The 22605-nt window shown below is 71.3% G+C and carries 24 protein-coding genes and 1 riboswitch; of the genes, 11 read left to right on the top strand and 13 right to left on the bottom strand.

Annotated features, from left to right (window positions below; translation table 11 throughout):
* Nucleotides 1-83 precede the first annotated feature (83 nt).
* Nucleotides 84-953 carry a hypothetical protein gene (locus H7A72_RS12065; protein WP_185220686.1) on the bottom strand — a complete coding sequence of 290 codons (870 nt, stop codon included), beginning with the start codon at nucleotides 951-953 and terminating at the stop codon, nucleotides 84-86.
* Nucleotides 946-1452 carry an RNA polymerase sigma factor gene (locus tag H7A72_RS12060; RefSeq protein WP_072625269.1) on the bottom strand — a complete coding sequence of 169 codons (507 nt, stop codon included), beginning with the start codon at nucleotides 1450-1452 and terminating at the stop codon, nucleotides 946-948. The genes H7A72_RS12065 and H7A72_RS12060 overlap by 8 nt, the downstream gene beginning before the upstream one ends.
* Before the next feature lie 122 nt (nucleotides 1453-1574).
* Here H7A72_RS12060 and H7A72_RS12055 point away from each other — a divergent pair, with 122 nt between their 5' ends.
* The 8 genes from H7A72_RS12055 (at nucleotide 1575) to H7A72_RS12020 (ending at nucleotide 8581) form a co-directional block, all read left to right on the top strand.
* Entirely contained in the window at nucleotides 1575-2729 is a 1155-nt protein-coding gene (locus tag H7A72_RS12055) for a DUF6350 family protein (protein WP_223277916.1), read from the top strand.
* A gap of 133 nt (nucleotides 2730-2862) precedes the next feature.
* Nucleotides 2863-3594, top strand: coding sequence for a hypothetical protein (locus H7A72_RS12050; RefSeq protein ID WP_185220684.1), 732 nt, complete (start codon nucleotides 2863-2865; stop codon nucleotides 3592-3594).
* Between the two features lie 66 nt (nucleotides 3595-3660).
* Nucleotides 3661-4263: a phosphoribosylglycinamide formyltransferase gene (purN, locus tag H7A72_RS12045; RefSeq protein ID WP_185220683.1), complete on the top strand. Its 603-nt coding sequence runs from the start codon at nucleotides 3661-3663 to the stop codon at nucleotides 4261-4263.
* Nucleotides 4264-4273: 10 nt separating this feature from the next.
* A riboswitch (ZMP/ZTP riboswitch) is annotated at nucleotides 4274-4352 on the top strand.
* Nucleotides 4353-4382: 30 nt separating this feature from the next.
* Complete coding sequence (gene purH, locus H7A72_RS12040; RefSeq protein WP_185220682.1) at nucleotides 4383-5981, top strand: bifunctional phosphoribosylaminoimidazolecarboxamide formyltransferase/IMP cyclohydrolase; 1599 nt, start codon at nucleotides 4383-4385, stop codon at nucleotides 5979-5981.
* Entirely contained in the window at nucleotides 5971-6969 is a 999-nt protein-coding gene (locus H7A72_RS12035) for a DMT family transporter (protein ID WP_185220681.1), read from the top strand. Before purH ends, H7A72_RS12035 begins: the two co-directional genes overlap by 11 nt.
* 5 nt (nucleotides 6970-6974) lie before the next feature.
* The gene (locus H7A72_RS12030; RefSeq protein ID WP_185220680.1) at nucleotides 6975-7820 is read left to right on the top strand and encodes a bifunctional methylenetetrahydrofolate dehydrogenase/methenyltetrahydrofolate cyclohydrolase; all 846 of its coding nucleotides are present in this window, start codon (nucleotides 6975-6977) and stop codon (nucleotides 7818-7820) included.
* Complete coding sequence (locus tag H7A72_RS12025) at nucleotides 7817-8125, top strand: DUF3017 domain-containing protein (protein ID WP_185220679.1); 309 nt, start codon at nucleotides 7817-7819, stop codon at nucleotides 8123-8125. The genes H7A72_RS12030 and H7A72_RS12025 overlap by 4 nt, the downstream gene beginning before the upstream one ends.
* Nucleotides 8126-8263: 138 nt before the next feature.
* Nucleotides 8264-8581 carry a hypothetical protein gene (locus H7A72_RS12020; protein ID WP_185220678.1) on the top strand — a complete coding sequence of 106 codons (318 nt, stop codon included), beginning with the start codon at nucleotides 8264-8266 and terminating at the stop codon, nucleotides 8579-8581.
* 102 nt (nucleotides 8582-8683) lie between these two features.
* Here H7A72_RS12020 and H7A72_RS12015 read toward each other — a convergent pair whose 3' ends face one another.
* From H7A72_RS12015 to H7A72_RS17005, 7 genes are all read right to left on the bottom strand, one after another.
* Nucleotides 8684-9679, bottom strand: a complete 996-nt coding sequence (locus H7A72_RS12015) for a malate dehydrogenase (RefSeq protein ID WP_084450263.1) — start codon at nucleotides 9677-9679, stop codon at nucleotides 8684-8686.
* 89 nt (nucleotides 9680-9768) lie between these two features.
* On the bottom strand, nucleotides 9769-10494 hold the full coding sequence (locus H7A72_RS12010) for an anti-sigma factor domain-containing protein (protein WP_185220677.1): 726 nt from the start codon (nucleotides 10492-10494) through the stop codon (nucleotides 9769-9771).
* Nucleotides 10491-11117, bottom strand: coding sequence for an ECF RNA polymerase sigma factor SigK (gene sigK, locus H7A72_RS12005; protein WP_185220676.1), 627 nt, complete (start codon nucleotides 11115-11117; stop codon nucleotides 10491-10493). The genes H7A72_RS12010 and sigK overlap by 4 nt, the downstream gene beginning before the upstream one ends.
* A gap of 14 nt (nucleotides 11118-11131) precedes the next feature.
* Nucleotides 11132-11788, bottom strand: coding sequence for a fasciclin domain-containing protein (locus tag H7A72_RS12000; RefSeq protein WP_185220675.1), 657 nt, complete (start codon nucleotides 11786-11788; stop codon nucleotides 11132-11134).
* Between the two features lie 68 nt (nucleotides 11789-11856).
* The gene (locus tag H7A72_RS11995) at nucleotides 11857-13380 is read right to left on the bottom strand and encodes a molybdopterin-dependent oxidoreductase (protein WP_185220674.1); all 1524 of its coding nucleotides are present in this window, start codon (nucleotides 13378-13380) and stop codon (nucleotides 11857-11859) included.
* A gap of 39 nt (nucleotides 13381-13419) precedes the next feature.
* Nucleotides 13420-14295 (bottom strand): glycosyltransferase family 2 protein, encoded by an 876-nt coding sequence (locus H7A72_RS11990; protein ID WP_185220673.1) that lies wholly within the window; start codon nucleotides 14293-14295, stop codon nucleotides 13420-13422.
* Nucleotides 14296-14297: 2 nt separating this feature from the next.
* Nucleotides 14298-14939, bottom strand: a complete 642-nt coding sequence (locus H7A72_RS17005; RefSeq protein WP_185220672.1) for a CatB-related O-acetyltransferase — start codon at nucleotides 14937-14939, stop codon at nucleotides 14298-14300.
* Between the two features lie 350 nt (nucleotides 14940-15289).
* Between H7A72_RS17005 and H7A72_RS11980 the strand changes: the two genes are divergently transcribed.
* The gene (locus tag H7A72_RS11980; RefSeq protein WP_223277629.1) at nucleotides 15290-16984 is read left to right on the top strand and encodes an ABC transporter ATP-binding protein; all 1695 of its coding nucleotides are present in this window, start codon (nucleotides 15290-15292) and stop codon (nucleotides 16982-16984) included.
* On the opposite strand, the gene H7A72_RS11975 is transcribed toward H7A72_RS11980, so the two are convergent.
* Together H7A72_RS11975 and H7A72_RS11970 are read right to left on the bottom strand one after the other, a co-directional pair.
* Nucleotides 16969-17367 carry a holo-ACP synthase gene (locus tag H7A72_RS11975; protein WP_185220671.1) on the bottom strand — a complete coding sequence of 133 codons (399 nt, stop codon included), beginning with the start codon at nucleotides 17365-17367 and terminating at the stop codon, nucleotides 16969-16971. The genes H7A72_RS11980 and H7A72_RS11975 overlap by 16 nt on opposite strands.
* Nucleotides 17364-18860 carry a class I adenylate-forming enzyme family protein gene (locus H7A72_RS11970; protein WP_185220670.1) on the bottom strand — a complete coding sequence of 499 codons (1497 nt, stop codon included), beginning with the start codon at nucleotides 18858-18860 and terminating at the stop codon, nucleotides 17364-17366. The genes H7A72_RS11975 and H7A72_RS11970 overlap by 4 nt, the downstream gene beginning before the upstream one ends.
* 104 nt (nucleotides 18861-18964) lie before the next feature.
* On the opposite strand from H7A72_RS11970, the gene H7A72_RS11965 reads away from it, so the two are divergent.
* The gene (locus H7A72_RS11965; protein WP_185220669.1) at nucleotides 18965-19228 is read left to right on the top strand and encodes an acyl carrier protein; all 264 of its coding nucleotides are present in this window, start codon (nucleotides 18965-18967) and stop codon (nucleotides 19226-19228) included.
* 272 nt (nucleotides 19229-19500) lie between these two features.
* Entirely contained in the window at nucleotides 19501-20478 is a 978-nt protein-coding gene (locus H7A72_RS11960) for a sorbosone dehydrogenase family protein (RefSeq protein WP_223277628.1), read from the top strand.
* 37 nt (nucleotides 20479-20515) lie between these two features.
* Here the strand turns inward: H7A72_RS11960 and H7A72_RS11955 are convergent, their stop codons facing one another.
* Both H7A72_RS11955 and H7A72_RS11950 read right to left on the bottom strand, forming a co-directional pair.
* Complete coding sequence (locus H7A72_RS11955; protein WP_185220668.1) at nucleotides 20516-21262, bottom strand: right-handed parallel beta-helix repeat-containing protein; 747 nt, start codon at nucleotides 21260-21262, stop codon at nucleotides 20516-20518.
* 146 nt (nucleotides 21263-21408) lie between these two features.
* On the bottom strand, nucleotides 21409-22602 hold the full coding sequence (locus H7A72_RS11950; RefSeq protein ID WP_223277627.1) for a glycosyltransferase family 4 protein: 1194 nt from the start codon (nucleotides 22600-22602) through the stop codon (nucleotides 21409-21411).
* Between the last annotated feature and the right edge of the window lie 3 nt (nucleotides 22603-22605).

The following is a 22605-nucleotide window of genomic DNA, read 5'->3' as shown; positions in this document are numbered from 1 at the left end:
GCGCCGACCCGGTCGATCCCCCCTGCTCCCGGGTCGGCGTTGCCGTGCTCGCCGGGAGTGCATCGCCGCGGCTGTCGCTGCGGTCAGTAGGTGATCTCGGCGCCGTCCGGGCCGGTCGTCGTGCTGACGCCGTCACCCGGCATCCAGCCGGTGTCGGTCACCAGGTCGACGTCGCCCAGCGCGGCCTTGGCGAGGTTGCGCATCTCGTCGCTCGAGTAGGTCATGCCGTCGACCTCGGCGACGGTGAGGAAGGTCGTCGTGCGACCTCGTGAGGCCTCGACCCACCAGTAGGTCGAGCCGTCGGGGCCGGTGGCGTGCCACGAGCGGTAGCTCGCGTCGCCGGTGGTGAGCGGCAGCTGCTCGGTGATGCGCGAGGAGACGGTGTAGGTCTCCTCGCAGCGGGCGACGGCCTCGTCGACCGCGTCGGTCGGGGCGTCGGTGCTCGTGGTCGAGGTGCCGATCCACTGCCCGGCGATGACCCGGCCGTCGGCGAGCGTGGAGACGCGTCGGTCCCAGGACCCGCTCTCGGGGGTCTGGAAGCACTGGCCCTGCGGGTCGGCCGACGAACGGGTGCTGGTCACGTCGAGCCCGAGCGCGGCGCTCCACTCCTGCGAGTCGAGCAGGGCGATCGCATCGTCGGTGGCGGTGACGGTCGTGGTGCCGGCGGGTGCGGTGCCGGGTCGGTCCACGACGATCACCGCGGCCGAGGTCGCGACGAGTGCGGCGGCGGCCACGCCGGCGACGACCGCAAAGGTCCGGCGCCGGCGGCGGCCGAGCTCGACGACGGTGCCGGTGGCGTCGTGCTCCCGGTCCCTCGAGCCCTCGGCCCGGGCGCGGATGAAGGCGGGCTCGGGCAGCGGCTCGTCGCGGACGTCGTCCATGAGCGACATGAGCGCCGCCCGGACCAGCTCGTCGTCCTCGGGGTCCCACGGCGGGTCGTGACGGTCAGTCATCGTGGGCCTCCTTGTCGGCGAGGATCTTGGCGAGCTGCGCGCGCCCGCGGTGCAGGCGCGCCTTGATGGTGCCCGGCGGGGTGCCGGTCTGGCGGGAGATCTCCTCCACGGAGAGGTCGGTGAGGTAGTGCAGGGCGAGCGTCTCGCGCACGTCCGGACCGAGGGTGCGCAGGGCAGCCACGACCGCCACGCGGTCCTCGTTGGGAGCGGTGGGGGCGGAGCCCTCGCCGTGGCGTTCCATCGCCGTGGTCCGGTTGGTGTCCTTGCGCCATGCGGAGATCGCAATGCGGCGTGCCACGGTTCGTACCCAGGCGCCCGGCTCGTCCGTGGCGCGGACCTGGTCCCACCGCTGCCACGCCCTGGCGAAGGCCTCCTGGGTGGAGTCCCGAGCCAGCTCGAGGTCGCCCGTCGAGGCATAGACGAGGTGCACGACGCGCTGCGCCGTGGAGCGGTAGAAGTCGTCGAACTCGGCCTCCGCCGATGCTTCGCCTCCCTTCATTCACCCCTCCAGACGCGTCAGGGGGGCACTCGGTTGCCCCCGATCCCGAAATCTTTTGCCGAGCCTCGGCTTGCCTCCACCACCGGCCCCGCGTCGTCGGTGACGATGGGGGTGTGACGGTGATGGAGATGATCCGGTCGGCCACGACCGGGCACGACGCTACCCGCCAGCGGCCCGAGGTGCGGGCTGCGGGGGTCGGCGCGGCGACCGCGGCCGCCGGGTGGTGCGTCACCGTCCTGCTCGTCGTCCTCGCCGGTCTGGCCGTACCGCGGGCCACCGCGAGCTTCGGTGACGTGCTCGGCTCGGGCAGCCTGCTGTGGCTCGTCCTCGGCGGCGGCCGCCTGCACGTGGGCGAGGGCGTCCTCGCCCTCACCCCGCTGCTCGGCACCCTCCTGCTCGTGCTGCTCGCCCGGTGGGGCGCCCGTCGCGGTCTGCCCGACGAGTCCGAGCCGCGGCTGCAGGGCGCCTGGGTCGGCGGTTACGCGCTCTTCGGTCTCGTCGCCGCACTGCTCGGTCTGCTGTCCCCGGCCGCTCCCGGCTGGGCCAGCCTGCCCGTGCCCCTCGTCGTCGTGCCGGTCCTCGGCCTGCTCCTCGCGCACGGCCTGCCCGAGCCGGTCGCCGAGCGGTGGGCGAGCGCGCCGCTCGCGCTGCGTCGTGGCCTGCGGCCCGGGGCGAAGGGGGCCGCCACCCTCGTCGGAATGGGTTCCCTGCTCGTCGTCGTCGCGACGGCGATCCACCTGGGCCGGGTCGGGCACATCCAGTCCGAGCTCGAGGCCGGCTTCTTCGGCGGCCTGCTCCTCGTGCTCCTCCAGCTGCTGCTGCTGCCCAACCTCGGCATCTGGGCGCTGTCCTTCGCCGCCGGCCCGGGTGTCGCCACCGCCGGCGGGGCGATGACCACCTGGTCGGGGGCCGAGGCCGGGCTGCTGCCGATGGTGCCCGTGCTCGCCGCCCAGCCCCAGCCCGGTGACCTGCCGTGGGTGACCCGGCTCCTGGTGCTGCTGCCCGTGGTCGTCGGGGTCCTCGTCGCCCGCTGGGCCCTCCGCGAGGTGCCGCGCCTGGCCCCCACCCAGGCCAAGCTCGCGGCCGTCGCCACCGCCGTCCTCGTCGCCGCCGTCGGGGTGGCCGTGCTCGACGGTCTCGGCGGCGGCTCGATCGGTGCGGTGCGCCTGAGCAACCTCGGTGCTCCCGCGCTGCCGCTCATGCTCGTGCTGCTGCTCGAGCTGGGGCTGGGCGCCCTGGCCGTGCTCGCCCTTGACTGGTGGGTCCTGCGCCGCTGAGCGGATCCCCCTTCGTCCCGCCGGAGTCGGTCCCGGGGTGCGTGACCGACTCGTGATGCAACCGGATCGCGGCTCCGACCGTCTGCTGGGGTGAGCGGCCCCGCAGGGGGAGCCGCAGGACAGGGGCACTCCGATGAACCGCAGGACCCGACCGATCATGACCGTGGCGGCCGCCGCCATCGCCGCGCTCTCGCTCGCAGCCTGTGGCGGTTCCGACCAGGCCGGCGACCCGGCGTCGCAGACCACGGTGACCGAGCGCTCGCAGACGACCACCTCGGCGACGACGACGCAGACTGCCTCCCCGACCGCGAGCGCCACGTCGACCGCGGCCCCGGCCGCGCCCAGCAGCAGCGGGCCCTCCGCGGCGCCGACCGATCCGAGCGAACCCGGGACCGTGCCGCCCGATGCCAACGCGTCCGCACCGTCGGGCGGCGGCGACGAGCTGACGACCCGGGACTCCGAAGCGCTCTTCGTCTCGCCGAGCGGCAGGATCAGCTGTCACATGACCGCCATGGGCACCACCCAGGTGCGGTGCGACCTCGTCGGCGCCACCTTCCCCGTCGCCGATGACGTCGCCGCCGACTGCGAGTGGGACACCGGCACGAGCATGCACGTGAGCAGTGACGGAGGTGCGCAGGTCGGCTGCGTGAGTGACGTCGTCGCCACCGGCAGAGCCGACTCCGAGCAGGCGCGGCTGTGGTGGCAGGAGTCCTTCGGCACCGCGGGCATAGGGCAGGCCGTCCTGCCCTATGGCAAGAGCCTCAACGTCGGTGGCGCCCGGTGCACGAGCACCCGGGAGCACGTGCGGTGCACGGTCGATGGCCAGGGATTCACGATCAGCACCGGCGGGTACACGCTCGTCTGACGTCGACGACGGGTCTCGTCCCCGGGACGACGAGGGGCGCTCACCCACGCGACCTAGACTCGCGGGGTGAGCGCCCCCCTTCGTCTCCTCGTCCTCGTCTCCGGCTCCGGGTCTCTCCTGCAGGCCCTGCTCGACGCCCAGTCCGCGGGCACCCTGCCCGCGCAGGTCGTCGCCGTCGGCGCCGACAAGGAGTGCACCGGCCTGGAGCGCGCGCGGTCGACCGGGGTGGAGACCTTCGTCGAGGCGGTGGGTGACCATGCCGACCGCGGCGCGTGGGACGCGGCCCTGGCCGCCCGCATCGCCGAGCACGCGCCCGACCTCGTCGTCACGGCCGGCTTCATGAAGATCCTCGGGCCGCAGGCCCTGGCCGCCGCCACCTTCGTCAACACCCACCCGGCGCTGCTGCCCGCCTTCCCCGGTGCCCACGGGGTGCGCGATGCCCTCGCGTACGGCGTGACCGTCACCGGCTCGACCGCCCACCTCGTCGACTCCGGCGTCGACACCGGGCCGATCATCGAGCAGCGCACCGTGGCGATCGCGCCCGACGACACCGAGGAGACGCTGCACGAGCGGATCAAGGTCGTCGAGCGCGAGATGCTCGTCGACGTCGTCACCGCCATGGCCACCGGCGGCTGGCGGGTCGAGGGACGACGGGTGCACATCGGCTGAGCCCGTAGACTCGGGGGCACACGACTGGCGAAGGTGGATCACCACCGGGGAGTGAGAGTCGGGGTGCATCGCCCGCCTGGGTGCACCCGCCGCACCGCAGCAGATCTCCAGGAGTACTCGTGTCAGACCGTCGTCCCGTCCGCCGTGCCCTCGTCTCCGTCTTCGACAAGACCGGCCTCGAGGACCTCGTCCGCGGCCTCGCCGACGCCGGCGTCGAGCTCGTCTCGACCGGCGGCTCGGCCGCCACGATCGCCGGTCTCGGCCTGCCGGTGACCAAGGTCGAGGACCTCACCGGCTTCCCCGAGTGCCTCGACGGCCGGGTCAAGACGCTCCACCCGCGGGTCCACGCGGGCATCCTCGCCGACACCCGGCTCGAGGACCACGTGCGGCAGCTCGAGGAGCTGGAAGTCGCCCCCTTCGACCTCGTCGTCGTCAACCTCTATCCCTTCGCCGACACCGTCGCCTCCGGTGCAGGCGTGCAGGACTGCATCGAGAAGATCGACATCGGCGGCCCGACCATGGTGCGCGCCGCGGCCAAGAACCACGCCTCCGTCGCGATCGTCACCGACCCCACGACCTACGGTGACGTCCTCGAGGCGGTGCGCGGTGGCGGCTTCACCCTCGCCCAGCGCCAGCGCCTGGCCACCGACGCCTTCGTCCACACGGCCACCTACGACGTGGCCGTCGCCTCGTGGATGGGCTCGGTCGTCAGCACGAGCGACGAGACGCCCTTCCCCGGCTGGGTCGGTGGCACGTGGGCCAAGAAGTCCGGCCTGCGGTACGGCGAGAACCCGCACCAGGCCGCCGCGCTGTACGTCTCCGAGGGCGGGGGCGGCATCGCCGGCGCCGAGCAGCTGCACGGCAAGGAGATGTCGTACAACAACTACATCGACGGTGACGCCGCGCTGCGCGCCGCCCACGACCACGGCGACCAGCCGACCGTGGCGATCATCAAGCACGCCAACCCGTGCGGCATCGCGGTGGGGGAGAGCATCGAGGTCGCCTACGAGCGCGCCCACGCGTGCGACCCCGTCTCCGCCTACGGCGGCATCGTCGCGACCAACCGCCCGGTGACCGCGGCGATGGCCACGGCCCTCAACGACACCTTCTCCGAGGTCGTCGTCGCGCCCGACTTCGAGCCGGACGCGCTGGAGATCCTCAAGGAGAAGAAGAACCGTCGCCTGCTCAAGGTCGCGACTCCTGCCCCGGGCGGCGTCGAGACCCGGCCGGTCTCAGGTGGCCTGCTCGTCCAGCAGCGCGATGCCCTCGACGGCGTCGTCGAGGCGACGGGGGACGACAAGCCGACGCAGGGCCACGGCGACGACCCGAGCGCCTGGGCGCTCGTCACCGGTGAGGCCGCCGACGAGGCGACCCTCGCCGACCTCGCCTTCGCCTGGCGCGCGGTGCGCGCGACGAAGTCCAATGCGATCCTGCTCGCCAAGAACCAGGGCTCGGTCGGCATCGGCATGGGCCAGGTCAACCGCGTCGACTCCTGCCACCTCGCGGTGAGCCGGGCCGGCGAGGAGCGGGCGAAGGGGGCTGTCGCCGCCTCGGACGCCTTCTTCCCCTTCGCCGACGGGCTGCAGGTGCTGCTCGACGCCGGCGTCAGCGCCGTCGTCGCCCCCGGTGGATCCGTCCGCGACGACGAGGTCGTCGCTGCGGCGCAGGCCGCGGGCATCACGATGTACTTCACCGGTACCCGCCACTTTGCCCACTGACGCCCCCCGGGCGCCCGCGAGCCGGTACCGGCTGGCGCTCATCCTGGCCTTCGCCAGCGGGTGGGGCATGTCGGCCCAGTCGCGGATGAACGGCGAGGTCTCGTCGGTGCTCGGCGCGCCCGCGCAGGCGGCGGTGTGGAGCTTCGGCTCCGGGCTGGTCCTGCTTGGGCTCGCGACGCTCTTGTCGGCCCGGGTCCGTCGCGGCATCGGCCGCATCGCCGCTGCCCTTCGCGAGGAGCGGCTGCGCTGGTGGCAGTGCCTCGGCGGCGTCGGCGGCGGGTTCTTCGTCGCCATCCAGACCGCGGCGGTGCCGCTCGTGGGCGTCGCGATCTTCACCGTCGCGACGGTCGCCGGCCAGACGGCCACCGGCCTGCTCGTCGACCGGCTCGGGATCGGTCCCGGTGGACGCCGCCCGATCCTGCCCAGCCGGGTGATCGCGGCCGTCCTCGCCGTCGCCGGCGTGGGCGTGACCGTCTCCGGCTCCCTGGGCGAAGGTGGACTCTCCCCCCTTCCCGTCGTCCTCGCGGTGGTGGCCGGCGCCGGCCTCGCGATGCAGCAGGGGGTCAACGGCCGGGTCAACCTCGTCAGCCGTGACGTCCTTGCGACGACGGGGCAGAACTTCCTCACCGGCACCGCCTTTCTCGTCGTCTTCCTCGGCGTCCAGTGGCTGCGTGGTGCCTATGAGCCGGTGTCCTTCGCCGGCGTGCCGTGGTGGGCGTGGTGGGGCGGCTGCATCGGCGTGGTCTTCATCGCCGTGGCCGCGTGGGCCGTGCAGCACCTGGGTGTGCTCGTCTTCGGTCTGGCCCTGCTCAGCGGACAGATCCTCTCGGCCCTGGCCATCGATCTGGCCGTGCCCACGGCCGGCCACGAGGTCACCCTCGTCATGGCCCTCGGAGCCGGCGTGACCTTGGCCGCGGCCACCGTCGCCGGGTGGTTCGCCCGCCCCACGCGGACCGCACCCGACCCCTCGACCCTCGTGAAAGGATGAGATCCGTGACTGCACAGATCCTCGACGGCAAGGCGGCGCTCGCGTCGATCAAGACCGAGCTCGCCACGCGGGTGGCGGCGCTCAAGGACCAGGGGATCACCCCCGGTCTTGGCACCGTGCTCGTCGGCGACGACCCCGGGAGCTCGTGGTACGTCGCCGCGAAGCACAAGGACTGCGCCGAGATCGGCATCACGAGCATCCGCCGTGACCTGCCGGGCACCGCGACCCTCGACGAGGTCCTCGAGGTCGTGCGCGGGCTCAACGACGACCCGGCCTGCACGGGCTTCCTCGTGCAGCAGCCGACCGGCCTGGACGAGAACAGGATCCTCTCGACGGTCGACCCGGCCAAGGACGTCGACGGGCTGCACCCGACCAACCTCGGGTGGCTGGTCCTCGGCGAGCCGGCCCCGCTGCCGTGCACCCCGATGGGCTGCATCGAGCTGCTGCGCCGCCACGACGTGCCGATCGCCGGCGCACGCGTCGCGATCGTGGGTCGGGGGATCACCGTCGGCCGTCCGCTCGGGCTGATCCTCACCCGCCGCAGCGAGAACGCCACCGTCGTCTCCTGCCACACCGGCACGCGTGACCTGGCCGCCGAGGTGCGTCAGGCGGACATCGTCGTCGCGGCCGCCGGTGTGCCGGGCATCATCACCGCCGACATGGTCAAGCCGGGCGCCGCGGTGCTCGACGTGGGCGTCAGCCGGGTCGACGGCAAGATCGCCGGCGACGTGGCCGACGACGTCGCCGAGGTCGCCGGGTGGATCAGCCCCAACCCCGGGGGCGTCGGCCCGATGACGCGTGCGATGCTGCTGACCAATGTCGTCGAGGCCGCCGAGCGTCAGCTGCGATGACCGAGCCGGAGCAGCCGACGGTCCCTGCGCGACCGCCACTCGACGTCTCACCGCTCGCCGGCTGGTGGCTCGTCGCGGCGGGCGTGGCCGTCGGGATGCTCTTCCTCGCGACCGACCACGTCCTGCGGGCGACCCTGTGCGTCGGTGGGAGCCTGCTGCTCGCGGCGCTGCTGCGGGTGACCGTGCGCGGGTCGACGATGGGCGGCATCGCCGTGCGGGGGCCGCTCGTCGACGTCATCACCCTCGTCGTCCTGGGTGTCGCGGTCCTCGTCTCGGGCTTCACCCTCGACCTCACCGCGCGCTGAGTGCGACCGTAAATATTCCTTGCGGAAATGGTCAGCGGTCAGTAAATTCACGTCATGACTCATCCCAGAAGCATGGCCCGGCGGGGAGCCCTCGCTGTCTGCGCACTCTCATTGGGGGCGGGACTCGCTGGTGTCGTCGTGACGAGCGCCGCACAGGCAGCGCCCGCGGAGCACGTCACCATCTGCCACGCGACGGGGACACCCGACACCGCGGGCAACGGCTACGTGGTGATCAGCCCGTCGAAGAACGGCGTGATCAAGGGCCATGCCAACTGGGACTTCAAGAACCACGTGGTCGGGGACAACGGTCACGCGGCCGACATCATCCCGCCCTTCGACTACGAGGACAACAAGGGCGTCGCGCGCTCCTTCCCCGGGCAGAACTGGGACACGGAGGGCCAGACGATCTGGCGCGGCGGCTGCACCGGTGACACGAGCGTCTCGGCCCCGATCTGACGCCCATCCACCGGCACGACGAAGGGGGCCCGCCACACCATCACGGTGCGGCGGGCCCCCTTCGCGCTGTCGGGGGTGGCAGGCCCCTCGCCGAGCCCTGGGTCAGCCCTTGATGAGGCCGAGCTTGGTCACGGCGTCGCGCTCCTCGGCGAGCTCGGCGACCGAGGCGTCGATCTTGCCGCGGGAGAAGTCGTCGATCTCGAGGCCCTGGACGATCTCCCACTTGCCGTCCTTGACCGTGACGGGGAAGGAGGAGATGAGGCCCTCGGGGACACCGTAGGAGCCGTCGGAGCAGACCGACATCGAGACCCAGTCGCCCTCGGGGGTGCCGAGCGCCCAGTCACGGGCGTGGTCGACGGTGGCCGAGGCGGCGGAGGCCGCGGAGGAGGCGCCACGCGCCTCGATGATCGCGGCGCCGCGCTTGGCAACGGTCGGGATGAAGGTGCTCTCCAGCCACTCCTGGTCGCCGACGGCCTCGGCGGCGTTCTTGCCGGAGACCTCGGCGTGGAAGAGGTCGGGGTACTGGGTGGCGGAGTGGTTGCCCCAGATCGTCATCTTCTTGATCTCGGTGACCGGCACGCCGAGCTTGGCGGACAGCTGGCTGATCGCCCGGTTGTGGTCCAGGCGGGTCAGGGCGCTGAAGCGCTCGTTGGGGATGTCGGGCGCGTTGTTCATCGCGATGAGGGCGTTGGTGTTGGCCGGGTTGCCCGTGATCGTCACGCGCACGTCGTCGGCCGCGACCTTGTTGAGGGCCGCGCCCTGCGGGGCGAAGATGCCGCCGTTGGCCTCGAGGAGGTCACCGCGCTCCATGCCCGGGCCGCGGGGGCGGGCACCGACGAGCAGCGCGTGGTTGACGCCGTCGAAGACCTTTTCGGCGTCGTCGCCGATCTCGACACCGGCGAGGGTCGGGAAGGCGCAGTCGTCGAGCTCCATGACGACACCCTCGAGGGCCTTGAGGGCCGGGGTGATCTCGAGCAGTCGCAGCTCGACCGGGGTGTCGGGGCCGAAGAGCGACCCGCTGGCGATGCGGAAGAGAAGGCTGTAGCCGATCTGGCCGGCGGCGCCGGTAACGGCGACCTTGACGGGAGTGGTGCTCACGAGAAGTCGTACCCCTTCGTGCGGTGATTGGGGAGCAGATACGGTCTCGACCCTACTCCGAGGCGGGGTGCCGGTGTCACCGGCGTCCGTCAGCCCAGCGCCACGAGTGCCACGGGGTCGGTCGTCGGCTGCTGGGACCCTCCAGTGGGCTCGACGCTCAGGCCGACGCCCTCAGCTGCGGTGACATCACCCTCGAGCACCATCTCGCCGTCGGTGCCGGGCACCATCCCGGCGGAGGTCATGGCGCCCGAGGGGTCCTGCAGCCAGGCCTGGTAAGCGTGCCCGTCGCCGGGGTCGGCGAGCCCTTCGACGCGCAGCACGGCCTTGCCCATGCGCTCGGAGCGCACGACCCGGACCGTGCCGCCGTCGGCGGTGGTGACCTCCTGGGTGCGCGCATCGGGTGCCGCCGCGACCTCCTCGGAGATGCTCGTGGTGGCGCGGTCGACGACCTGCCAGGTGACACCGCCGCCGACGAGGAGGGCGGCAGCCGCGGCGAGGGCGACCCAGCGGCGCCGCGCCCGCCGGCGAAGGGGGAGCACCTCCGCCTCGTCGTCGGCGTGGGTCGGTGCGCGGTGCGCGGCGGGTGGCGGGTCCTGACGGGTCCGAGCGGCCCGGGCCAGGATGTCGTCCCGCAGCGACGGCGGCGGGGTGACCGCGACCGTCTCGGCGAGCAGCGGGGTGACCGTGCCGAAGGAGTCGACCTCGTCGCGGCAGGTCGCGCAGCGGGCGAGGTGCTCCTCGAAGTCGGCGCGCTCGTCGGCGTCGAGGGCGTCGAGGGCGTAGGCCCCGGAGAGGCTGTGCAGGTCGTCGCTCATGGGGTCACTCCCAGCTGGTCCCTCAGACGGATGAGTCCGTCGCGGATACGTGTCTTGGCGGTGCCGAGTGGTAGGTCGAGGAGGGTGGCGACCTCCGTGTGGGTGTAGCCGCCCAGGTAGGCCAGGCTCACGGCCTCGCGCTGGTTGGCGGTCAGGCCGTCGAGGGCCGAGCGCACCCGCGCGGCCTCGATGCGGGCCGTCGCCGTCTCCGCGGTGGTGTCGAAGTCGACCTCTCGGGAGCGGGCGTGCCAGCCGTCGTCGCGGACCGCGGCGGCCTGGCTCGAGCGCACCCGGTCGATGGCGCGGCGGTGGGCCATCGTCAGCAGCCAGCCGATCGCCGACCCGCGCCGCGGGTCGAAGTGGCTGGCCCGGCGCCACACCTCGAGGTAGACCTCCTGGGTCACTTCCTCGGACTGCGCCGGGTTGCGCAGGATCCGCAGGACGAGACCGTGCAGTCGGGGAGCTGTCTCGTCGTAGACGGCGGCGAAGGCGACCTCGTCCCCCTTCGCCACCTGCTTGAGGCGGTGGGCGAGCCGGTCGTGGCCCCCGTGGGCAGGCTCCCGCGCGGAGCCTGTGGGGGCATCCGGCGGGTCCTGCTCACGGGGAGGGGGCACGAGGTCCATGGTGAGGGATCAGGTCACTTCTTGGCGGTCGGCATGAGGACCGAGTCGACGATGTAGACCGTGGCGTTGGCGGTCTGCACGTCGCCGCAGACGACGGTGGCGTCACCGACGGTGAAGTCCTCGCCCGAACCCTTGACGGTGATCTTGTCGCCGGCGAGGGTCTCGTGGGTGCCGGCGAGGTCCTCGGGAGCGAGGCGGCCTTCGACGACGTGGTGGGTGAGCACGGTCGTCAGCAGGCCCTTGGGGTCACCCATCGCCTTGTCGAGCGTGGCCTGGTCCATGGCGGCGAAGGCGTCGTCGGTCGGGGCGAAGACGGTGATGTCCTCCGAGGAGTTGAGTGTCTTGGCCAGGTCGGCCTCGGTGACGGCCTTGACGAGGGTCTTGAGGAGCGGGTTGTTGCTCGCGGCGGTCGCGACCGGGTCGGTCGCCATGCCGTCGAAGGAGCCCTTGCCGTCCTCGGGCACGGAGGCGCACCCCTCGCCGAAGGGAGCACCCGCCTCGGCGGCGTCGGTGGACGAGGACATCGAGTCGTCGGACCCCATCGACTCCGAGCTGCTCGACGAGCTCGCGGAGCTGCCGGTGTCGGTGTCGTCACCGCAGGCGGTGAGGGCGAAGGGGAGCGCGGCTGCGGCGAGCAGGGCGACGGTGCGGGTCGTGGTCATGCGGGACATGTCGTGCCTCCGGTCATCGTGGGTGGCTGTGCGACAAGGGATTCGGAGCCGTCGGGCGTGCGGATGGGTCAGTCCGTCACGGTCACGGCGATCGAGTGCCAGCCGGTGGCGCCGGCGGGGAAGGGAGTGGCCTCCTGACGCGTCTGCACCTCGCCCGTGCCGTCGGTGGCGCGCACGGTGAGGTCGTGCCGACCCGGGGTCGCGTTCCACGGCAGGAACCACTGGCGCCAGCAGTCGACGTCGGCCTCGGTGCCGAGGGTGGCGCGCTGCCAGTCGCCGTCGTCGATGCGCACCTCGACGCGCGAGATGCCCCGTCGCTGCGCCCAGGCGACGCCGCCGATGACGGTGCGCCCGGGGCCGATGCGGCGCAGGGCCCGCGGGGTGTCGATCCGCGCCTGGGTGCGCACCCGGCCGTCGGTCGCCCAGTCGCGGTCGGTCCAGTAGGCGCTCGCCGCGTCGTAGCGGGTGACGGTCATCCGGGTCAGCCACTTCGTCGCGCCGACGAACCCGTAGAGCCCGGGCGTGACGAGGCGGGCGGGGAACCCGTGCTCGCGGGGCAGGGGCGCGCCGTTCATCCCGACGGCCACGAGCGCGTCCCGGTCGTCGAGGAGCGCAGAGAGCGGCGTCGAGATCGTCATGCCGTCGGTCGACGTCGAGAGCACCTGCAGGTCGGGGTCGCGTGGGTCGGTGTCGAGTCCGGCGCGGGCGAGCAGCTCGCGGGTGGGCACGCCGAGCCAGCGGGCGTGGCCGATGTAGGGGCCGCCGACCTCGTTGGAGACGCAGTTGAGGGTGATGTCGCGCTCGACCATGGGCGTGGCGAGCAGCTCGTCGATGCCCATCGTCACCTCACGCGGCACGTCACCGTCGATCGTCAGCGACCACTCGCCGGGGTCGACGCGCGGGGCGAGGAGTGCGGTGTCGATCCGGTAGAAGTCGGCATTCGCCGTGACGAAGGGGGAGATCCCGGACTTGCCGACGTCCACCCCCTTCGGCAGGGCGGGCAGGGGCCGCGTCGGTCGCGGCAGGGTGAGCGTGGGCGGCGCGGACCGGGCGACGAGCGCCTGCCCTGAGCCGCCGATCGCCAGCGCGGCGGCGCCGGTGCCCCCGAGGGCGACGACCCGACGTCGCGTCGGGTGCGTGGGGTCGGCGTGGGCGGAGCCCGAGGGCAGCACCCGGGCGACGAGCAGGTCGAGCGTCAGGATCCCGACGACGGCCGCGACGAGGGCGGGGAGCCAGGCCAGGTCGTCGGCGGTGGGCCGCAGCACCGCGGCCGCGCCGGCGAGGCCGGTGAGCAGCAGGAGGAGCAGCGTCGAGGCCAGCCGGGAGCGTGGCCGCACGGCGCCCGCGACGGCCGCGAGGAGCAGGGAGACGACGGCGACCGAGCCGATGAGGATCGGCTTGTCGGCCGTGCCGAAGGTGCCGACCGCCCACTCCTTGACCGGGGTCGGGGTCGCGTCGATGACCTGGCTGCCGACGGCGAGGACCGGCGACGACGCGGGGGAGGTCAGGGCCGCGACGAGGTGCGCGGCGGCCGTGCCGAGGCCTGCCGCGAGGACTCCGCAGGCGGCGGGGAGTGCTGACCGAGAGCTCATGGCAGGGGTTCGGTGTGACTGCACCAGACGGATGGGTCTCTAGAGGTAACGGAGCCCGAGGCGGACGCTGCCGACGACCCGGCCCCAGGTCTGAGCTGCCTCTCGGACCCACGTCCATCGATACGGTTCCGAGGCGAGGGCTCGCGGCAGCCGCAGCGCAAGAAGCCCCCACCGGCCGATGGTCCGCGGCCAGCTCGAGCGCGGCATGCCGCTGTCGCGGAAGTCGCGGTAGAGGCGCACGTGCGCCTGGCCGGTGCGATACGACTTGCGGGCCGCCGAGGCCAGGGTGGCCCGGTGCCGATAGGCGACGACCGCCTCCGGGGCGTACGCCAGCTCGTACCCAGCGAGCTGGACTCGCCAGCAGAACTCGGTGTCGGTACTGCCGTACTCGTACTCCTCGTTGAACCCCCCGACGTGTGACCAGACGGAACGGCGGACCCCAAAGTTGGCGGTCACGGCCCGCTGGAGGAACCGACCGGTGACCGGGAGCCTGTCGGGGTGGCGGGGCATGTGGCCGGGCGGGAAGGTCTCGTTGTCGAGGCGACCACCGACGGCGTCGTGCAGCTCGAGGGAGGCCGTCATCGCGCCGACCCAGGACGGGTGGACGACGTCGTCGGCGTCGCAGTAGAGCAGGTGGGCGCCGCGGGCCATCTCCGCGCCCGTGTTGCGTGCGGCGTTGGCCCCGGGGCGCTCGCACACCAGGTGGCGAACCCGGGGCCAACGATCGGCGTACTCCCGGATGATGCTCGGGCTCTCGTCTCGGGAGCCGTTGTCGACGAGCAACAGCTCCCACTCGACGTCTGTGTCCTGGGCGGCCAGCGCCGCCAGCTGCTCGGGCAGGGTCAGAGCAGCATCCCGGATGGGGACGATGACGCTGGCCGTCACCCGGTCGGGCCAGTCCGGCTGCGTCGGCATGCTCACCCCCCGACGTCGTGGGCGTCGATGAAGGCCTGGATGTCGTCGGACATCAGCTGGGGGAGAGCAGCGATGAGGCGCTCCTCGCTCCAGTCCCACCACTTGATCCGTTGGAGGGCCTCGATCTGCTCGGCCGGGAACCGGAAACCGGCCACGCGGGCCGGGTTGCCCACCACGAGGGCGTACGGCGGGGCGCTGGCTCGGACCACGCTGCCCGCCCCCACGATGACGCCGTCGCCCAGGGTGACGCCGGAGAGGATGAGGGCCTCGTGCCCGATCCACACGTCGTTGCCGATGGTGACGTCACCGCCCCCCACCGTCGCCCAGTCGACCTTCTCGGCGCTGGCCTCCTTGAACGGCGGGTAGGACGGGAATCGGTAGGTCGAGACGAATTCCGCGTGGTGCTCGCCGCCGAGGATGATCCGGGTGCCGTAGGCGAAGGAGCAGAACTGGCCCACGGACAACCCGCAACCAGCGGTCCGGTAGGACACCGTCAGGTGGCCCCAGGAGTAGCGCCCGATTTGGTACTCCTGCAGGTCCGGGCGCTGGTCCAGTCGTTGTGGGCGAGGCAGCAGGTCCGTGCGGGTCGGAGGCTTCAGCCGCTGGCGCACTCTCTTGACTGCGTGCTTGACCTGTCGGCGCATCGCGTGTTCCCCCTCGCAACCAGGGTGGGGTCGAGCGGCCCCTCGTCGTGATGTTAGTGGAGTCTGGGGTCTGGTGGTACCTCCGACAGAGCGTGCGGGATCGCCTCCGAGGCGGTGCTGCTCAGCGACGCGAGGCCCTTGCGCCGGGCTGTATGTTGCTTGCATAGATCCCGACGAGCGGATGTGCCGATGAACCAGCGCCACGCCCGCGACGGCGTCATCGGCCGTCGACCGTGAGCACCCCCGAGCCGGGATCGCCGCCGCGGTCAGGACCGCTGGGCACCGTGGTTCGCCTGCGGGATGCATGGCGTCGGCTCGCGCCCTTCTTCCGCTCCTCCAGATGGCCGCTCGTGGCAGTCGTCGTCATGTCCATCGTGGCCGGATTCGTCGAGGCCGGCTTGTTGACGCTCATCGCGACGATGGCGGTCGGGGTGGCCGACGGCCGCGACGTCTCCTCGTTCTCGATCGGACCGGTGTCACTGCGCGTGGACCCCTCGACCACCTTCGTGATCGCCATCGGGCTGGCGCTGCTGCGCGCCGCACTGCAGCTCGTCCTCGCCTATCTCCCGGCGCAGATGAGCGCCCGGGTGCTCGCGGACCTGCGTGGCCAGCTGTTCGAGACCTTCACGTCGGCCGCGTGGCCGGTGAAGTCCACCGAGCGCGATGGGGCCTTCCAGACGCTGATGATGCAGAACGCGTCGTACGCGGCCCTGACGGTGATCAGCATGGGTACGGGGCTCACGGCTCTCATCATGTTCGTGACGATCGCGGTGGGCGCCTTCGTGCAGAACTTCGTCGCGGCCGCGGTCTTCCTCGTTGCTGCCATCGGGCTCTTCCTGGCCCTCCGCCCGTTGTCGCGCCGGCTGAGGCGACATGCCAAGCGGCTGAGCGCCGAGAACATGACCTTCTCGAACACCGTCCAGGAAGTCGTCCTGATGGCCGAGGAGACGGAGGTCTTCGGTGCCACCCCCGCCTTCCGTGCCGGCCTCCACGACCGCATCCGGTCCGTGCAGGCCCCTTATGTGCGAACGCGGTTCATGTCGATCGCGCTGCCCGGCCTCTACCAGAGCGTCGCGATGCTGCTCCTCGTCGTGGCCCTCATGGTCGTGGCCCTGGTGGGAGCCGGCGAGCTCGCCGCCCTGGCGGCAGTCATCCTGCTGCTGATCCGTGCCTTGACCTACGCACAGCAGATCCAGTCCTCGATCACGGCCATCGACGAGCGCGTCCCCTTCCTCAACCACATCGCTGACGCCTTGGACCGCTACGGCGACCACCCGCAGCAGGACGGTGAGACCCCCCTCGAGGACGTCGAGGTCATCGCCCTCTCACATGTCTCCCTCGCCTACAAGAGCGGTGTCGACGTGCTGCACGACGTCAGCTTCGACCTGCACCGAGGAGAGGCCATCGGCATCGTCGGCCCCTCTGGCGCCGGCAAGTCCACGATCGTGCAGGTCCTGCTGCGACTGCGGGACCCCCACGAGGGGGCACTGCTCGTCAACGGCACGGATGCCCGAGCCTTCCGGCGTGCCGACTGGCAGCGGCGCGTCGCGTACGTGCCCCAGTCCTCGCAGGTCATCTGGGGCACGGTGCGCGACAACATCGCCTTCTTCCGCGACTGGCTCACCGACGAGGCCATCGTGGCGGCAGCCAAGCGGGCGCACATCCACGACGACATCATGTCGTGGGACCACGGCTACGACACCGTCATCGGCCAACGCGTCAACGCCGTGTCCGGTGGCCAACGGCAACGCATCTGCCTGGCGAGGGCCCTGGTCGAGTCCCCCGACGTCCTCGTGCTCGACGAACCCACCAGCGCGTTGGACGCCAGGTCGGAGGAGCTGGTGCAGGCCTCGCTCGTGGAGATCAAACGGGACACCATGACGGTCCTGGTCGCCCACCGGCTCTCGACCTTGGCGGTGTGCGACCGGGTCGTGGTCATGTCGGACGGCCGGGTCTCTGCCCTGGGTTCGCACGCCGAGCTGATCGAGCAGAGCGAGTTCTTCCGCGAGGTGCACGACATCACGCGCCGTCAGAGCGAGGTCTGACCCTCACCAGCGATCGCCAGGGCCGTGGCCATCGCGTGGTCGGGTGCGCTGGCCATCGAGAGGCGGAAGGACCCGACCCCGCGCGTGAGGGCCAGGTCGCGCATCCGGCCGTGCAGCAGCACCGCCGGCCCGGGGACGATCTCGATGTCGCGCCAGAGGAGCGGGCCGTCGCCGGGGACACGCAGCGCCTTCGCCACGGCCTCCTTGGCCGCCAGCAGCGCGGCGACCTGACGCCCGTCCGCCTCGGCCGCGAAACTCCGCAGCTCGGTCGGGCGGAACCAGCGATCGAGGAACCGGGTTCCGCCTCTGTCGATCAGGCGGGTGAGCCGAGCGATATCCACCACGTCCGTGCCCAGCCCGACGATGCCCGAAGGGGGTCTCACACCGTGGCCTCGACGAGGGCCAGCGACTTCAGGTCGGCCTTGACGACCTTGCCGTTGGCGTTCAGGGGCAGTCGCTCGATCCGTCGCACCTCGTGCGGCACCAGGTGTCGCGCCAGGGATGCCCGGCAGTGGGCGAGCACATCTTCGGGCTGGACACCGTCGGCGGCGACGTAGAAGAGGACGATGGCTTCACCCGCGGCCTCATCGGGTCTCCCCACTGCCGCAGCCGCACTCACCCCGGACAGCTCGATGACGGCATCCTCGATCTCCTGGCTGGACACCCGGATGCCCCACGACTTGATGAAGTCGGCCTTGCGGTCGACGATGTGGATGAACCCGTCCGGGTCGGCGTAGCCGAGGTCGCCGGTGCGCAGCCCGCCGTCCACGAATCGCGTGGCCGTGCCCTCCGGGTCGCGCCAGTACCCCTTTGTGACGCTGGCCCCGCGCGCGAAGACCTCGCCGACGGTCCCAGCCGCGACCTCCTGACCATCGTCGTCGACCACGCTCAGGGTGACTCCGGGAATGCCTCGGCCGATGGAACCTCGGCGTTCCTGACGCAGCTCGGGTGGGAGGTAGGACATGCGGGACGTGGCCTCCGTGGCGCCGTACATGACGAACAGGCGTGCGTGCGGCTGGCAGTCGGCCACCGCGTCGACCTGTGGCTGGGGCAGACGCCCGCCAGCCTGCTGCAGCACCCGGAGCGTCGGAAGGGGGGTGGTCCCGAACGAGCTGGCCCGCAGCAGGAGCTGGTACGTGGACGGGACCCCCGCGAGGACCGTGCACCGGTCCCGCTGGATCAGCTCGACCACGGTCTCGGGGAAGGTGAACGTGTCGCAGATCGAGAGGCTGGCCCCGACGCGCAGGTGCGTGTGCAGGAGGGAGGCGCCATAGCAGTACGAGAAGGGGAGCACGACGGCGATCCGGTCCTGCGGCGTGAGGGCGAGGTACTGCACGATCGCATCGGTGTTGGCGGCGATGTTGCGGTGGCTGACGCGCACGGCACGCGGAGCCGAGGTGGTCCCGGACGTGAACATCAGGACGGCGTCGTCGTCCGGGGCCACAGGGGCGACGGACGGCTCGGCGGCCGACGGCGGTCCGTCGAGGACGGTCGGGTCCACGACCCGGGTGGCAGCAGCTGCCACCCGGGCAGCGGTCGCACCGATCCCGGGGTCGATGAAGAACGAGTCGCAGTCGACGAACTCGGCCTTGACGAGCAGGTCCTGGGGCGCGAGCGTCGTCGCGAAGGGGACGGCGACCTGTCCGGTCCGCAGAATCGCGAGGTACGACGCAGCCCAGAAGAGCGAGTTGCGGCTGAGCACGCCGATCCGGGAGCCGGCGGGAAGGTCCCACGTGGTGACGACTGCTGCCAGCGCGTTCGTGGCCTGTCGGAGGGTGGCGTAGGTGTGGGCGCCGCTGCGGTCGATGAGTGCGACGTCCTCGTCTCGGCCCGCGCCGAGGAGCAGGTCGCCGATGTTGGCCGAGCGTTGGTCCATCTGCCACCCCGTGTGGATCGGAACCCCTGTTCCTTACCGAACCCTTAGAGTAGCGTGACTGTCGTTCGGGGGAAGCCGATCCACACAACTGGAGTGAGGTTGGAATGGGCGACAACGTGCTGGGCGAGGTCCGTCAGTTCATCCTGACCAACTTCCTCTTCGGTGAGGCATCGAAGATGCCGGGTGACTCGGACTCACTGCTGGCCAGCGGTGTCCTGGACTCGACAGGAGTGCTGGAGCTGGTGGAGTTCGTCGAGGGCGACCTCTCCGTCCCCGTCGCTGACCACGAGACGGTCCCGGCCAACTTCGACAGCATGGACAACATCGCCTCCTTCGTGCTCCGCAAGAGGGCCACGACGGCTGTGTGACCCACCCCCCGCTCGCCGGTGTCGACGCCGGTCAACCCCCCCCGGAGGTCGGAATGCCACGGATGCACCGTCGCCATCGAACGTGGGCAGTGACCGCGGTGATGGCTCTGACCGTCTCGGCGGGCTGCAGCGAGTCGACCACGGCCGAGGAACCACCGCGGGGTGGGCCGGTGCCGAGCCCGTCCGATGCGTCGACGTCTGAAACCTCCAGCGGCAGCTCGAGCAGCGGACCTTCGAGCACCGAGCCTTCGGGCAGCACGACGAACAGGCCCGTGCGGTCCGGGGGCGTCCGGCTCGCCGAGGCGGTGGCGGAGAAGCTGCACACGCCGTGGGACGTCGACTTCCTCCCTGACGACTCGGCGCTCGTGACGCTGCGGGACTCGGGGGAGGTGCTCCGCATCGATGACGACGGGACGACCAAGCTCGATGCCGGGGGCGAAGGCGGGGCGGTGGAGGGAGTGCAGCACCAGAATGAGGATGGCCTCCTGGGTCTGGCCATCGGCCCCGACAACGGCATCTACATGTACCTGACGACGGAGTCGGACAACCGGATCGTGCGCTACACCCTGCGCGGCGATGACCTCGTGGACCCCGAGGTCATCCTCGACGGGATCCCCACCAACGAGACCCACTCAGGCGGGCGACTCGCTTTCGGCCCCGACGGCTACCTGTACGTGACCACAGGCGACGCCCGCGACCTCGATCTGCCGCAGGACACCTCGAGCCTGGCCGGCAAGATCCTGCGGCTGACCACGTCGGGCGACCCGGCCCCGGGCAACCCCTTCGACAACGAGGTCTTCAGCTACGGGCACCGCAACGTCCAGGGGATCGGCTGGACCAGCGACGGCACCATGTACGCCTCCGAGTTCGGCAGCCAGAAGTACGACGAGATCAACCGCATCGAGCCAGGCGGCAACTACGGGTGGCCACACATCGAGGGGTGGGCGGATGACAGCGACTACATCAACCCGCTCGTCACGTGGACGACGGACGAAGCCTCACCGTCCGGGATCGCCGTCACCGATGACGGCATCTGGATGACTGCACTCCGGGGGGAGCGGCTGTGGTACGTGCCGATCGAGGCGACCGGAGACCTGGGCACGCCCCAGGACCATCAGCTCGACCTGGGCCGGCTGCGAGCCGTCACGATGTCGCCGGACGACGACCTGTGGGTGGTGACGTCCAACACCGACGGACGAGGCGACCCGTCAGCCACAGATGACCAGATCGTTCGACTGGAGGTCGACTGACCGGACGTGTGGCTGACGGGTCGCTGTTCACCGGTGGTCAGCGGACGGGGTTGCCGGTGTCGTGCCAGACGTTGCTGTCGTCCCAGGTGCTGCCGTCCTGGAGGTTGGCGACGGCGCCGTAGCGGTAGTCCCGGCCGAAGCGGTTGTCGGCGTAGTGGGCGCTGTCGGTGTCTCCCTTGCGGCCACCGTTGATGGTGTAGTTGCCGCCGTTCATGAGGTTGCCGATGACCCGCAGGTTGGTGATCGGGTCGGTGCCGGCGAGGGAGCCGATCTGGAGCGAGGCGTTGAGCGGGGTGTCCAGGGAGGCGACGTAGGCCTGCAGGTTGTTGCGGCGGATGGTCACGTTGTCGCCGCTGCGGATCTGGATGGAGTCGTGGTGCCCGCCCTCGTAGGGCTGCAGGTCGTGGATGTAGGAGTCCTCGACCACCACGTCGTCGGCCTGGATCCGGATGCCGTCCTCGGCGGAGTGGATGTCGGCGTTTCGGATCGTGGCGGTGCCCTGCAGGTAGATGCCGATGCCGGTGCCGCCCTCGTTGTCGATCTCGACGTCCTCGATGAGCGCGCCGGTGCTGCCAGGGGTGACCTTGATCGGGTACATGTCGGTGGGGCTCTGGACCAGGGTGTTGCGGACGGTGACGTTGTCCGCGTCGATGGTGATGGTCCCGTCCACGTGCAGGCCGTCGATGACGGTGTTGTCCTCGGTGATGACCAGCTTGTCAGAGGGCTTGAGCCGGGTCCCGGACGGAACTCCTGTGCTCGCCGCGTTCGGAAACTCGGGGACCACGGACGTCGAGGACGCGCTGGTGTCCGGCGTCGAGGTTCCGGATCGCGGGGACCCGGCGTCTGACGACACCTCGTCTGCCGAACCGTTCTGGCAGGCGCCGAGAGTCACGACGGCCAGGGCGGCGGCCACGGACCTGGTCGCCGGGGTCATCGGGTGGCCCGGCGGCGGGTCGCGGACGTCAGCGTGTCGAAGACGCGCACGTACTCGTCTGCCTGGAGCTTCCAGGCGAGGGTGCCCTCGATCCGGGCGCGACCACGCTGTCCCATCTCCCGGCGTCGACCGGGGTCGTCGAGGAGGTCCGAGATCGCGCGAGCTGCCTCGATCCGACTGGTCCCCGAGACGTACAGCGCGGCGTCCTCTGCGCATCGTCGGGTCTCACGCAGGTCCACGGCCACCACGGGGACCTCGTGGGCCATGTACTCGAGGGTCTTGTTCATCGTCGACCGATGGTTGAACTCGTTGGGCGGGTCGGGGGTGACGCCGATGTCTGCGGTGGACAGCCACCGGCCGATCTCGGCGTGGTCAACCCGCCCGGTGAAGGTCACCCACGGGTCGAGTCCCAGGGCGGTGCACTCCGCGCGCAGCTCATCGGCGCTGTCGCCGAAGCCCAGGAGCGCGAAGTGCGTGTCGCCCCGACCCAGCTCGTGGACGAACGCGTCGATGGTTTCGATGAGGTTGTCGACGCCATCCTGGGGTCCCATGATCCCCACGTAGCACACGAGGTGCTTGCGCGAGTGCCGCAGCTCGGGGTGCTCCGCGCCGCGCTTCATGACCTCCGCATCCGGGGTGCTCATGACGACGGAGGTCAGGTGCCGGGGGACCTTGCCCCGGTCGCAGGCGATGTCCTGGTACCCGGGATTGGGCGAGATGACCCGGTCGGCCACCCTGTAGGTCAGGCCTTCATGCCACAACAGCGCGGAATGCACGAGACCCCCTGGACCGAAGCGGGCCTCGTACACCTCGGGGCAGAGATCGTGCTGGTCGAAGACGAAGGCCCGCCCGGTGAGCTTCCAGAAGGCCCCGAGCAGCCAGTACGTGTCCGGCGGGTTGCACGCCTGCAGGACGTCGAAGGGAGCGGCCCGGTGGACGCGCACGCTCAGTCGTGATGCCTGGACGAAGCTGGTGCCGAACTCCCACACGTACGACAGCAGGGTGCCGGTGCTCTCGAACGCTGGGTACGAGTGGACGTGCACTCCGTCGAGATCGTGCGCGTCGGGTTCTCCGGGGTCTTCCTTCGGGCAGATGACGCTCACTGCATACCCGGCCTGGATCAGCGCCTGGCACTCGTGGCGAACTCGTCGGTCCAGGCGCAACGGGAGGTTCTCGATGATGATGGCCACGTG

Origin of the sequence: Janibacter sp. YB324, from assembly GCF_014217915.1 — a bacterium.
Classification (GTDB): Bacteria; Actinomycetota; Actinomycetes; order Actinomycetales; family Dermatophilaceae; genus Janibacter; species Janibacter indicus.
This window is presented reverse-complemented; position numbering and strand designations above follow the sequence as displayed.

What these genes read in the sequence shown, in the direction of transcription:
- H7A72_RS12065 (WP_185220686.1), bottom strand. Translation starts at nt 953, where the DNA reads ATGACTGACCGTCACGACCCGCCGTGGGACCCCGAGGACGACGAGCTG.
- H7A72_RS12060 (WP_072625269.1), bottom strand. Translation starts at nt 1,452, where the DNA reads ATGAAGGGAGGCGAAGCATCGGCGGAGGCCGAGTTCGACGACTTCTAC.
- H7A72_RS12055 (WP_223277916.1), top strand. Translation starts at nt 1,575, where the DNA reads ATGGAGATGATCCGGTCGGCCACGACCGGGCACGACGCTACCCGCCAG.
- H7A72_RS12050 (WP_185220684.1), top strand. Translation starts at nt 2,863, where the DNA reads ATGAACCGCAGGACCCGACCGATCATGACCGTGGCGGCCGCCGCCATC.
- H7A72_RS12025 (WP_185220679.1), top strand. Translation starts at nt 7,817, where the DNA reads ATGACCGAGCCGGAGCAGCCGACGGTCCCTGCGCGACCGCCACTCGAC.
- H7A72_RS12010 (WP_185220677.1), bottom strand. Translation starts at nt 10,494, where the DNA reads ATGAGCGACGACCTGCACAGCCTCTCCGGGGCCTACGCCCTCGACGCC.
- sigK (WP_185220676.1), bottom strand. Translation starts at nt 11,117, where the DNA reads ATGGACCTCGTGCCCCCTCCCCGTGAGCAGGACCCGCCGGATGCCCCC.
- H7A72_RS12000 (WP_185220675.1), bottom strand. Translation starts at nt 11,788, where the DNA reads ATGTCCCGCATGACCACGACCCGCACCGTCGCCCTGCTCGCCGCAGCC.
- H7A72_RS11995 (WP_185220674.1), bottom strand. Translation starts at nt 13,380, where the DNA reads ATGAGCTCTCGGTCAGCACTCCCCGCCGCCTGCGGAGTCCTCGCGGCA.
- H7A72_RS11990 (WP_185220673.1), bottom strand. Translation starts at nt 14,295, where the DNA reads ATGCCGACGCAGCCGGACTGGCCCGACCGGGTGACGGCCAGCGTCATC.
- H7A72_RS17005 (WP_185220672.1), bottom strand. Translation starts at nt 14,939, where the DNA reads ATGCGCCGACAGGTCAAGCACGCAGTCAAGAGAGTGCGCCAGCGGCTG.
- H7A72_RS11970 (WP_185220670.1), bottom strand. Translation starts at nt 18,860, where the DNA reads ATGGACCAACGCTCGGCCAACATCGGCGACCTGCTCCTCGGCGCGGGC.
- H7A72_RS11965 (WP_185220669.1), top strand. Translation starts at nt 18,965, where the DNA reads ATGGGCGACAACGTGCTGGGCGAGGTCCGTCAGTTCATCCTGACCAAC.